Raw genomic sequence first — 11,834 nt, 5'->3', positions numbered from 1 at the left:
TCCCAGCCTCTTTTAAAATACAAAATAAACGAAAATCGGGCAAATAAAAGCGCCCGCTACAGCACTTAGCCCCATCGCTAATGAGCCTACGGATAATTCTTTTTCGCCATAATCTTGTAAACAAGTTAAGCCAACACCATGTGAGGCACTACCAATCGAAACGCCACGCGCAATGGCTGATTCGATTTTGCCGTATTTAATAACTAACGGTCCAATAATTGCACCGACAAAGCCTGCTACCATTACGAGCACAGCAGTGAGCGGCGGGATACCATTAATTGATTCACTTACTTGCATCGCTACAGGTGTTGTTAAAGATTTTGGTAGTGATGTTAAAATCCAAGATTTATCAAGTCGCATTAATAAAGTTAACACATACACACTAATTAAACCTGACATCATAGCAAACACAATGCTCGAAAGAATAGCTGTACGGTATTTTTTCACAAGTGCACGTTGATTGTATAGTGGGTAGGCAAGTGCTACTACAGCTGGGCCCAACATTTTTTGGAGCCATTCGCCACCAATCATATACGTGTCATAAGGGATTTTAAAATAAATTAATACAAGTACGGACACAATCGTTGTTGTAACAATAGGCAATAATAATGGTGTAGGAAAACGGTGGTGTAGCTTAGTCATCGCCATAAACATCGCAATGGTTAAACCAATTACAAGGATAGCCGTCATCATTGTACTTCACCATCCTTTTTTGTTTTACGCTCCACATATTGCGAAAAGCGCCCTGTTGCATAAATCGTAAATAATGTACTAATCATTACTGCAATAATAAGCTTAGCTCCTGCGCTTGATAATAATTGTGGATACTCCACAATCCCTACAGTTGCAGGTACAAAAAATATCGTTAACACACCAATTAAAAAGCTCGAGCCATCTTGAATAGCCTTCACATTTATCCATTTCATTTGTAAGCATAACGACAATAAAATAAGTCCGATAATACTACCTGGCAAAGGCAGACCGGTTTGCGTGACAATAAACGTGCCAACGAGATAAAAAACATATAATATCGCGATTTGCACAACAATACGCACAACTCTCATTTGTATACCTAACCCCCTCTTGACGTTTACTGTCCATTGTACGCCTCCCCATTTTTATTGTCCATGATAAATGATAACAAAAAAACTACTCAATGCACTATTTACTAGGCATTGAGTAGTAATAAATTAATCCTCTTCTATTTCAAGTCGATTTTTCTTCAGTAACTTCGAAATAAACTCATATACTACAGGTACAATAATAAGTGTCAATAATGTGGAACTCACTAAACCACCAATTACTGTAATCCCTAAGCCCTTCGAAATTAAGCCGCTTCCTTCAGCGCCGATCGCTAATGGAATCAAAGCACCAATTGTCGCAATAGCTGTCATTAGGATTGGACGTAAGCGTGTTGCGCCCGCTTCTAAAATCGCCTCGCGCATTGGCTTACCTTCATGCTCCATATGAATGATGCGGTCAACTAATACAATGGCGTTAGTTACAACAATACCAATCAACATCAGCATACCCATCAATACCGAAACAGAAATCGTTTCACCTGCAATATAAAGCGCTACTAGCGTACCAATTACCGTAAACGGTAGTGAGAATAAAATCGCAAATGGCGCTAGCCCCTCACCAAACGTTACAACTAAAATGAAATAAACAATCGCAATCGCGGCAAGCATCGCATAAGCAAGTTGCATAAAGGCTTCTTGCATATCAGCAGCAACACCGCCTGTTTCCACTTCAACGCCTTTTGGCAAGTCTAGCTTGTCAATGCGTTTATTAATATCTGCAGTTGCCTTCGTTACATCTTGACCATCTAGCTTAGCTGATACGGTCGCATATAATCGGTTACTTTGACGGTCAATTTTATTTGCTGCACTACCCTCTTTTACCTCTACCACGTCGCGTAAAGCAATCGTCTTACCAAGTGGTGTAGGGATTTGAGTCGCTAGTACCTCATCAAAGTTTTTAGGTGCTTGTTTTTCCTTTTTAACAATTACCTTAATGTCCTTACCGTCCTTTTCAATAGTTGTTAGGTTTTCGGCTGGGATATTTGGATTTAGCATCATGGCAATTTGGATTGTTGATAACCCATTTTGCTCTACTTTATCGCGGTCAATTTGTAATGTAAATTCGTCAAAGCGGTCAGATAAACTTGACGAAGCGTCCTTAACCTCATCTGACTCTTCCATAGCGCCGACGATTTGTTGCGTCACTTTTTCTAATGTCTCAACAGATTCACCGTAAACCGTATAGCTCACTTCATTACTTGAACCCGACATAGCAAAGTCTTGGTTCTTCCACGTACCTGACTGTTCAATCGCAGTTACTTCTTTAATTACGGCTTCTTTTTTATCCCCAAAATCTTTTGTATCAGGGTCAAAGATAACAAACATTAATGAACCATCTGCACCGCCGCCCATCATTGCATTTTCGTTACCGCCAATTGACATTTGTACTGTTTTAACATCGTCATGTGCAAGCAACTTTTCTTCAATGACTGCTACATTCTCAAGCGTTTGATCACGTAACTCACCTGGCTCAGGCGTATACGTTAAATACAATGTTTTTTGGTCTTCTTCAGGTAAAAAGCTAAAACCAATCTTCGGAATTAAAAATAAACTTGCTACTAATACTACTAATGCCAAAAGACTTGTTACAAACTTGTGATTAAGCGTCCAATTTAATGTGCGCTTATAACTCTGCGCCATCATACTTGGTGCTTGCTTGCGTCCGCTCTTAGCACGACTAGACATTTTACGTTTAAATAATGTATGTGATAACGCTGGTACAATGGTAATCGCTACAACTAGGGATGCACCTAATGCAAACGTCATCGTTAAAGCAAATGGCATAAATAACTCGCCCACCATACCACCGACAAATACAAGCGGTGCAAATACAGCAACGGTTACTAATGTTGACGACATAATTGGTCTAAACATCTCTAAAGTTGCTGCACGGATTAGCGGTTTACCCTTTAATGGCTCATCCTTTAAATGAATACGTCTATAAATATTTTCCACTACTACAATGGAGTCATCAATTACGCGTCCAATTGCTACTGTCATAGCACCTAATGTCATCATATTTAAAGTAATATCTAGCTGATGCAAAATCACAAAAGCAATTAAAATGGATAGTGGAATCGAAATTACCGAAATGATTGTTGAACGCCAATCACGTAGGAATAGCAAAATAATTAAAATCGCAAAACCTGCACCAAATAATGCTTTACTAAACATTGTTTCTACAGATTTTTCAATTGGTTCACCTTGATCTAATGTAATATCAAGTGATAAATCACTATGTTTCTTTTCAATATCCTTAGCTACCTTTTTAACATCGTTTACCACATCAACGGTATTAGCCTCTTGCCCTTTTACTACTTGAATGGCAATGGCATCCTTACCATTAGTACGTGCAATCGACTCAACCTTACCTACTTGTTCAAGCTTAGCTAAATCTTTTAGCTCAACAAATGGCACAGGATTAGTGGCATTTGGTGTTACAGGAATTTTTAATGAAGCAAGCTCGTCTAGTGTTGTCATTTTACCATCAACAACTACTGACTGCTCCTTATCTTCAAACGGGAACAAACCTAGTGGTGCACGCACGTCCATCGCCTGAATCATTTGCTTCACATCATCCTCAGTTACCCCAAGCTGTTGCATTTTTGCTTCATCATAGCGCACTTCGATTTCTTCAACATGTTGCCCTGAAATCGATACAGATGATACACCATCAATTTTATCAAACTGCGGTTTGACAATAGTTTCTACTGTTTTTGTCAGCTGCGCAATATCTTCTTCTTCACTTGATACACTTAACGCAACAACAGGAAAGGCATTCATTGTAATACGTGCAACAGTCGGTGCTTGCACAGTGTCTGGCATAGTTACGTTGTCAATGACTGATTTAATTTCGCGCTCAGCCTCTGCCATGTCTGAACCATAGCGATACTCTACTTGCACACTAGACATATTAGCAAACGAACTAGAGGTTACATTTTTTACGCTCTTTAAACTCGCAACCGCCTTCTCCATAGGTTCGGAGACGTCATCCATTACTTGCTCGGGCGTGGCTCCTGGATAAACAGTCATTACCGTTACTACAGGAATTGAAATATCAGGAATGGTTTCCATCTTCATGCGCGTGCCAGCATAAATCCCTGCGCCCGCTACGATAAATGTTAACAACCAAACCGCTAGCTTATTTTTCAATACAAACTTAACAATTGAATTCAACCTTGCACCTACTCTCGTTTTGACTTAGTGGTCATATTAAATTATAATAATGACCACTGAGTCAATTGTCAATTTTAACGCATAAAAGGATGTGTCGCTAGTGTCCAAAAAAAGTTTAATTATTGAGCAAGCCGCACTGCTTTTTGCAGAGCACTCAATTGAGTCCACCTCTATTGAGCATATTACTAAAAAATGTGGGATTTCTAAGGGTGCATTTTATTTACATTTTAAATCAAAGGATGATTTAATTTTACAAATTTTTGACCACTTCTTTAAAGATATTGCAGGGCGCTTTACAGCTATAGAAAGTGGTGCATTACCCGCCACAAAAAAACTACGTACCTATGTGATTACTTTTTTTGAAGTGCTTGAAGATAAACTACCCTTTATTTCAATGTATATGCGTCAGCAACGTACACCCAACGAAGAGCTATTTGCTTTATTTACGCATTACAATAGTTTAATTGATGAGGCAACAAAGCAATTGCTTATTACCGTTTACAAACAAAAAATTGAAGGCGTTACTATGGATATACTAGTAACATTAAAAGGGTTAATCCGTGGTTATAGCGAACATATTTTATTAAATCGCGCTGCATATAATTATGACCAGCTCGCTGATACTATCGTTGAACGGCTAAATATAATTATTGAACATGCTACACTTTGGTTCTTAGAAGGCGATGCTATTAGCTTGCCTCCTTGTGAAGCAATTTCTTTTGAGCTTATTTCCAAGGAAATAGTAACCCAAATCGAAAATTACCAGGATAACGCCTTCTTACATGAGAGCCTTGAGTTATTACATACTGAGCTCAACAAGCAACAAGCTAGCCCAGCATTAATCGCTGGCATGCTAGCTAACCTACAAGGTGAACCCCCGTTACAGTGGCTTAGCTTCCTAATTAAAAATTATAAAAAATCGGTGTAGCCTATAGTAGGCCACACCGATTTTTTATAATGCGTGGCCTGAGCCACCATCAATATTAACTGTAGTACCTGTCACATAGCTCGCTGCATTTGATGCTAAAAATAAAATAACATTAGCCGCCTCTACTGTGTCACCAATGCGCCCAAGTGGTATATTCTCTCCCACTTGCTTTGAGTAAGCCTCCCATGATAATTCTGGGGCTTCTGCCTTCCAGCGCTTTTCAATTTGATCACTACGTATTAAGCCAATGCACACAGCATTGACACGAATATTATCCTTACCTAAATCTTTACTCATCGCTTTTGTTAAAGCTAAACCTGCCGCTCTGCTAACTGTCGTTGGCAACGAGCTTGCTGGTGGTGTTTTAGCAAGCACTGCCGTTAAATTAATAATAGCACCGCCGCCCTCCTTACGCATATGTGGCACTGCAAACTTAGAACAATGCACAGCACCAAATACTTTTAAATCAATATCTGCCTGCCATAACTCTGATGATACAATTTCAAATGGATTAGCTGAAGCTGTACCCGCATTATTTACTAAAATATCAATTTTACCGTAATGTTCAACGGTTTTATCAATTAAGTTTTTACATTCCTTTTCTTTTGCTACATCTGTTGGTACGACCAGTACATCTTGCCCTGTCGCCTCTTTAATGCTAGCTGCTGCTACGCGCAATTGCTTTTCGCCTCGTGCTGATAGCACTACATTTGCGCCTTCTTTTACAAGTTGTAATGCTACTTCATAACCGATACCTTTACTCGAACCTGTAATGATTGCTACTTTATTTTGCAAGCCTAACTCCATTTATCCCACACTCCTTTTATCATACTACCTCTAGTATAATAGAAAATTCGAAATTATGCGTACAAAAAAAGTCGCTCTGCTAAAGAGAGCGACTGGCACTACTTATTTTTTCGTAATAATATGGATTGGGTTGCCAAGTAAAACTTCAGCAGCTTCCATCGTAATTTCACCTAGTGTAGGGTGAGCATGGATTGTTAATGCAATATCTTCAGCAGTCATGCCGCCTTCAATTGCTAAGCCCATTTCAGCGATCATATCAGAAGCACCAACGCCTACGATTTGAGCACCGATTAATAAACCATCTTCTTTACGCGCTACTAATTTCACAAAACCATCTGTTTCATTTAGTGCTAATGCACGTCCGTTAGCTGCGAACGGGAATTTAGCTGCTGTGTATTCGATACCTTCAGCTTTCGCTTGTTCCTCATTGTAGCCTACTGTAGCAAGTTCTGGATCTGTAAAGCATACTGCTGGAATTGCAAGATAGTCTACGATAGATTTTTCGCCAGCGATTGCTTCTGCTGCTACTTTACCTTCGTAAGAAGCTTTATGCGCTAATTGTGGGCCATCTACAATATCACCGATTGCATAAATGTTTGATACATTTGTGCGGCATTGTTTATCTACTTCTAGTAAACCACGCTCAGCAAATTTAAGACCAACTTCCTCAAGACCCATTTCATCAGTGTTAGGACGACGACCAACAGTTACTAATACATAATCTGCTTCGACTTTCTTTTCTTCGCCGCCTGCTTCATATGTTACAACTACGCCATCTTTTGTTTCTTCAACGCCTTTAGCTGAGGCATTAACAACAATTTCAACACCTTTTTTCTTAAGGCCTTTTTTAACGATTTGCGTCATTTGTTTTTCAAAGCCAGCTAAAATATCTTTGCTACCTTCAATAATTGTTACTTCAGAGCCCATGTTTGCATATGCTGAACCTAGCTCCGTACCGATATAACCGCCACCGATAACAACAAGCTTACCAGGAAGCTCTTTTAAGTTAAGTGCGCCAGTAGAATTGATTACGCGCTCTGTATATTTAAACGTTGGGATTTCAACTGGGCGTGAACCTGTTGCTAAAATCGCGTTTTTAAATGTATACGTTTGCGCATTTTCGCCGTCAATAATACGAACTGTGTTCGCATCTACGAAGTAAGCTTCGCCTTTAACGATTTCAATTTTATTACCTTTTAATAAACCTTCAACGCCGCCAGTTAATTTTTTAACTACGCTCTCTTTGAACGCTTGCGCTTTTGAGAAGTCTAATTTAACGTCAGATGCGATAACACCCATATCGTCTGAGTTTTTAGCGTTTTCAAAACGGTGACCTACTGAAATTAGTGCTTTTGAAGGGATACAACCAACGTTTAAACAAACGCCACCTAATGTATCACGTTCTACGATTGTTACTTTTTGTCCAGTTTGTGCTGCACGAATTGCTGCAACATAACCCCCTGGGCCTGAACCGACAACTAAAGTTTCTGTTTCAATTGGGAAATCTCCTACTACCATTTTATTACGCCTCCATTAATAATAATTCTGGCTCACTTAACAAACGCTTGATGTGATTCAATGCGTGTTGTGCAGTGGCACCATCAATCATGCGATGGTCAAAGCTCAATGATAATGCTAACACAGGTGCGGCTACAATTTCACCATTTTTTATTACAGGTTTTTCAGAAATACGGCCGATTCCTAAAATCGCCACTTCTGGATGATTAATTACTGGCGTGAACCATTGTCCACCAGCAGACCCAATATTCGTAATTGAGCATGATGCGCCCTTCATTTCGTCTGGTGCAAGCTTGCCATCACGTGCTTTTACAGCTAGCTCATTAATTTCATTTGAAATTGCGAATACGGATTTACGATCAGCATGTTTAATCACTGGTACTAGTAAGCCACGGTCTGTATCTGCTGCAATACCAATATTGAAGTAATGTTTTTGAATCACTTCGCTCGTTGCATCATCAAATGAACGGTTTAATTCAGGGAACTCACGTAGTGTGCTCACTAACGCTTTGACCACATAAGGTAAGTACGTAAGTTTGATTCCTTTTTCAGCCGCAATCTCTTTGAATTTTTTACGGTGCGCAACAAGTTCCGTTACGTCTACTTCATCCATTAGTGTAACATGTGGTGCGGTATGTTTCGAATGAACCATTGCTTTAGCAATTGCTTTTCGGATTGGCGAAATTTTTTCGCGTGTTTCTGGGAAGTCAACACCTGCTGGCACAATTGGTTTTGCCGCTTCTGCCTTTGGCGCTTCTTCTGTTACTTGTTCAGTTTCAGCCACAGGCGCAGCTGTGTCACCTGACATAAATGCCTCAATATCTGCTTTTAAAATACGTCCGTTTTTGCCTGTACCTGTAACTTCTTGAATCGTTACATCATTATCACGTGCAAATTTACGTACAGATGGCATTGCAATTACACGATTTTCTACAGTTTGCGCTGCAGTTGGTGTAGCTTCTGCCTTAGGTTCTTCTTTAACTTCTTCTTTAGGTGCATCTGTTTTTGATGCTTCGTTTTGCTCATGGTGTGCATCGCCCTTAAGCTGTAAATCTTCATAACCAGGTGCATCAAAGCGAATTAAAATATCACCTACTACTGCTACAACACCCTCGTCTACAAGTACTTCTTCTACTTTGCCATCAACTGGTGAAGGGATTTCGACAACTGCCTTGTCATTTTGCACTTCACAAAGTACATCGTCCTCTTTTACTTCGTCGCCCGCCTTAACGAACCACTTTACGATTTCACCTTCATGGATGCCCTCGCCGATATCTGGTAATCGAAATTCAAAAGCCATAGTATTCTCCGTCCCTTCAATTAAAATTCTAAAACTTTTTTAGCTGTTTCCATTACATCTTTAAAGTTTGGTAACCAAACGCTCTCTGCTTGCGGGAATGGGTAAACTGTATCTGGTGCTGCTACACGTAATACAGGTGCCTCTAAGTGTAAAATAGCGCGCTCTGTAATTTCTGCTACTACGTTAGCTGCAATACCCGCTTGTTTTTGTGCTTCTTGGACAACAATTGCACGTCCCGTTTTTTTAACAGAAGCAATAATTGTTTCGATATCTAATGGTTGAATCGTACGTAAATCAATTACTTCAACCGCATGTCCTTCTTTTTCAAGTTCTTCTGCTGCTTTTAAGCTCTCATGAACCATTAAACCGTAAGCAATGATAGTTAAGTCTTTACCTTCACGCTTCACATCCGCTTTACCTAAAGGAATTGTATATTCTTCTTCTGGCACTTCTTCACGGAATGAACGATATAATTTTAAATGCTCTAAGAAAATAACTGGATTGTCATCACGAATAGAGGAAATTAATAACCCTTTCGCATCATAAGGTGTTGATGGTACAACAACCGTTAATCCTGGCTGAGCTGTCATTAAACTCTCTAAGCTATCTGAGTGCATCTCTGGTGTATGCACACCGCCACCAAATGGTGAGCGAATTGTAACAGGCGCATTGTAAACACCACCACTACGATAACTCATACGTGCTAGCTGTCCGCTAATAGAATCCATTACTTCAAATACGAAGCCGAAGAATTGGATTTCAGGTACAGGACGGAAACCTGTTAATGAAAGACCAATTGCTAAGCCGCCAATGCCTGACTCTGCTAATGGTGTATCAAATACACGATCAACACCAAACTCTTTTTGTAAGCCATCCGTTGCACGGAATACGCCTCCGTTTACACCAACGTCTTCACCAAAAACGAGTACATTCTCGTCATTTTTTAATTCTGTACGAAGCGCATCTGTAATCGCTTGAATCATCGTCATTTGTGCCATAGCTTATTTCGACTCCTTCTCTTTGTAGATTTCGTATTGTTCTTTTAAGTTAAACGGCATATCGCCTTTATACATGTTATCCATAAGTTCTGTTACTTTTTGCTTTGGTGTAGCATCTGCTTTTTTAATGGCTACTTTAATTTCTTCTTTTGCACGCTCAATTACTTCATTTTCTTTTTCTTCTGTCCATAAGCCCTTGTCTTCAAGGAATTTACGGAAACGTACTAATGGATCTTTTTTCGCCCATTCCGAATCAATATCAGATGTACGGTAGCGTGTTGGGTCATCGCCTGCCATTGTATGTGGACCGTAACGGTAACACATTGTTTCAATAAATGTTGGGCCTTCTCCGTTAATTGCACGTTCGCGAGCTTGCTTTGTTACTGCATATACAGCTAGTGCGTCCATACCGTCTACTAATACACTTGGTAAGCCTGCTGCAATACCTTTTTGTGCGATTGTTTTTGCTGCTGTTTGTAATTCACGCGGTGTCGAAATCGCAAATTGGTTATTTTGCACAATAAAGATAGCTGGTGATTTAAAAGCACCCGCAAAGTTAATGCCTTCATAGAAGTCACCTTGCGAAGAACCACCATCACCTGTGTACGTAACCGCTACAGCTTTTTCGCCGCGTTTTTGCAAGCCTAATGCTACACCTGCTGTTTGAATGTACTGAGCACCAATGATAATTTGTGGTGCTAAAACATTTACACCCTCAGGTACTTGGTTACCTACGAAGTGACCACGTGAGAATAAAAATGCTTTCTCTAATGGTAGACCATGCCAAACGATTTGCGGCACGTCACGGTAGCCTGGTAAAATCCAATCCGCTTTTTCAAGCGCAAATTGCGATGCTAATTGTGATGCCTCTTGCCCTGCCGTTGGCGCATAGAAACCTAAACGACCTTGGCGGTTTAAAGAAATTGAGCGTTGATCAAGGATACGCGTATAAACCATGCGACTCATTAATTCTACTAGCTCGTCATCTGTTAAATCTGGCATTGCCGCCTCATTAACAATTTTGCCTTCTTCGTTTAAAATTTGGAACATCTCAAACTTTTCTTCAATCTCATGTAATGTTTTTGTTGGATCAAGATTAGTCGTGTTAGCCATTTTTAAATCCTCCTCATATCTGTATTATTATTATTTTATTTTTTAATAGTACAACTTCAACTACGAACAGTATACTTGATTAATTTTTGTCGGTCAATCATATAATATCAATCTTAAAGCAGTATTTATTAACATTAGCAACTGTATTAGTCTGTTATACATTTACACATCTTCTGTGCTATAACATTTATTTTATACATTCTCTATTACTTTACCCAATCTATAGCGAACAATAACATTCTTTTGCTTTTATCACTTCAAGCATTGAACGTTTTTCATTTGTTGTATACTATAGAAAAAGAATTAATTTTCGTTATTTTAAGGAGGTCTTTAGATGTTAACAATGGACAATATTATTAAAGAGGGGCATCCTACACTACGTGAAAAAGCGAGCGAGGTAAAATTCCCACTAACTGATGAGGAACGTCAAACAGCTGAAGCCATGCTAACTTTTTTAAAAAATAGTCAGGATGAAGAATTAGCTGAAAAATATAATTTACGCAGTGGCATTGGTTTAGCTGCTAACCAAATTAATGTAGCTAAGCGTATGTTTGCTCTTTATTTAACGGATGATAAAGGCGAGCAACTTGAATTTGTTGCCTTTAATCCTAAAATCGCTAGTCACTCTGTAGAAGGAACATATTTACCAGGTGGTGAAGGTTGCCTATCCGTTGACCGTGATGTGCAGGGTTATGTGCCTCGTCATGCGCGTATTACTGTGAAATTTATGGATATGGACGGCGTAGACCACAAAATGCGTTTAAAAGGTTTGCCTGCAATTGCCTTTCAACATGAACTAGATCATTTAAACGGTGTAATGTTTTACGATCGTATTAACAAAGAAGATCCTTTCGGTGACGTCCCAGACGCAACACCTTACGAAGGCTAATAAAAATCCCCAATGCCAAGAC

The 11,834-nt window shown here is 39.5% G+C and carries 10 protein-coding genes; 2 read left to right on the top strand and 8 right to left on the bottom strand.

The features are described 5' to 3' along the window. Positions 1-12 precede the first annotated feature (12 nt). The 3 genes from CH76_RS12315 to CH76_RS12305 all read right to left on the bottom strand — a co-directional run bounded on the left by CH76_RS12315 (position 13) and on the right by CH76_RS12305 (position 4,259). Complete coding sequence (locus CH76_RS12315) at positions 13-690, bottom strand: LrgB family protein (RefSeq protein ID WP_081892705.1); 678 nt, start codon at positions 688-690, stop codon at positions 13-15. Continuing rightward, the gene (locus CH76_RS12310) at positions 690-1,064 is read right to left on the bottom strand and encodes a CidA/LrgA family protein (RefSeq protein ID WP_036146804.1); all 375 of its coding nucleotides are present in this window, start codon (positions 1,062-1,064) and stop codon (positions 690-692) included. The genes CH76_RS12315 and CH76_RS12310 overlap by 1 nt, the downstream gene beginning before the upstream one ends. Positions 1,065-1,190: 126 nt before the next feature. Beyond that, on the bottom strand, positions 1,191-4,259 hold the full coding sequence (locus tag CH76_RS12305; protein WP_036146802.1) for an efflux RND transporter permease subunit: 3,069 nt from the start codon (positions 4,257-4,259) through the stop codon (positions 1,191-1,193). A gap of 100 nt (positions 4,260-4,359) precedes the next feature. On the opposite strand from CH76_RS12305, the gene CH76_RS12300 reads away from it, so the two are divergent. Next, a complete protein-coding gene (locus tag CH76_RS12300; protein WP_036146799.1) occupies positions 4,360-5,187 on the top strand; it encodes a TetR/AcrR family transcriptional regulator in 828 nt (275 codons plus the stop codon). A gap of 24 nt (positions 5,188-5,211) precedes the next feature. Here CH76_RS12300 and CH76_RS12295 read toward each other — a convergent pair whose 3' ends face one another. The 5 genes from CH76_RS12295 to pdhA form a co-directional block, all read right to left on the bottom strand. Beyond that, positions 5,212-5,994, bottom strand: coding sequence for an SDR family NAD(P)-dependent oxidoreductase (locus CH76_RS12295; protein WP_036146797.1), 783 nt, complete (start codon positions 5,992-5,994; stop codon positions 5,212-5,214). Positions 5,995-6,096: 102 nt separating this feature from the next. Beyond that, positions 6,097-7,512: a dihydrolipoyl dehydrogenase gene (gene lpdA / locus CH76_RS12290; RefSeq protein WP_036146794.1), complete on the bottom strand. Its 1,416-nt coding sequence runs from the start codon at positions 7,510-7,512 to the stop codon at positions 6,097-6,099. A gap of 4 nt (positions 7,513-7,516) precedes the next feature. Then, entirely contained in the window at positions 7,517-8,812 is a 1,296-nt protein-coding gene (locus CH76_RS12285; RefSeq protein ID WP_036146791.1) for a dihydrolipoamide acetyltransferase family protein, read from the bottom strand. A gap of 20 nt (positions 8,813-8,832) precedes the next feature. Continuing rightward, positions 8,833-9,810, bottom strand: a complete 978-nt coding sequence (locus CH76_RS12280) for an alpha-ketoacid dehydrogenase subunit beta (RefSeq protein WP_036146789.1) — start codon at positions 9,808-9,810, stop codon at positions 8,833-8,835. A gap of 3 nt (positions 9,811-9,813) precedes the next feature. Continuing rightward, entirely contained in the window at positions 9,814-10,923 is a 1,110-nt protein-coding gene (gene pdhA, locus CH76_RS12275) for a pyruvate dehydrogenase (acetyl-transferring) E1 component subunit alpha (RefSeq protein WP_036146787.1), read from the bottom strand. A 334-nt stretch (positions 10,924-11,257) separates the two neighbouring features. Here pdhA and def point away from each other — a divergent pair, with 334 nt between their 5' ends. Then, positions 11,258-11,812: a peptide deformylase gene (def, locus tag CH76_RS12270; RefSeq protein WP_036146785.1), complete on the top strand. Its 555-nt coding sequence runs from the start codon at positions 11,258-11,260 to the stop codon at positions 11,810-11,812. The last annotated feature ends 22 nt before the right edge of the window (positions 11,813-11,834 follow it).

The sequence above is a fragment of the Lysinibacillus sp. BF-4 genome (genome assembly GCF_000743635.1).
GTDB lineage: Bacteria > Bacillota > Bacilli > Bacillales_A > Planococcaceae > Metalysinibacillus > Metalysinibacillus saudimassiliensis.
The sequence above is the reverse complement of the archived record's forward strand: the minus strand, read 5'-3'. Positions and strand labels throughout refer to the sequence as shown.

Coding starts and splice junctions, on each gene's coding strand:
- CH76_RS12315 (WP_081892705.1), bottom strand. CDS start 690: ATGACGGCTATCCTTGTAATTGGTTTAACCATTGCGATGTTTATGGCG.
- CH76_RS12310 (WP_036146804.1), bottom strand. CDS start 1,064: ATGAGAGTTGTGCGTATTGTTGTGCAAATCGCGATATTATATGTTTTT.
- CH76_RS12295 (WP_036146797.1), bottom strand. CDS start 5,994: ATGGAGTTAGGCTTGCAAAATAAAGTAGCAATCATTACAGGTTCGAGT.
- lpdA (WP_036146794.1), bottom strand. CDS start 7,512: ATGGTAGTAGGAGATTTCCCAATTGAAACAGAAACTTTAGTTGTCGGT.
- CH76_RS12285 (WP_036146791.1), bottom strand. CDS start 8,812: ATGGCTTTTGAATTTCGATTACCAGATATCGGCGAGGGCATCCATGAA.
- CH76_RS12280 (WP_036146789.1), bottom strand. CDS start 9,810: ATGGCACAAATGACGATGATTCAAGCGATTACAGATGCGCTTCGTACA.
- pdhA (WP_036146787.1), bottom strand. CDS start 10,923: ATGGCTAACACGACTAATCTTGATCCAACAAAAACATTACATGAGATT.
- def (WP_036146785.1), top strand. CDS start 11,258: ATGTTAACAATGGACAATATTATTAAAGAGGGGCATCCTACACTACGT.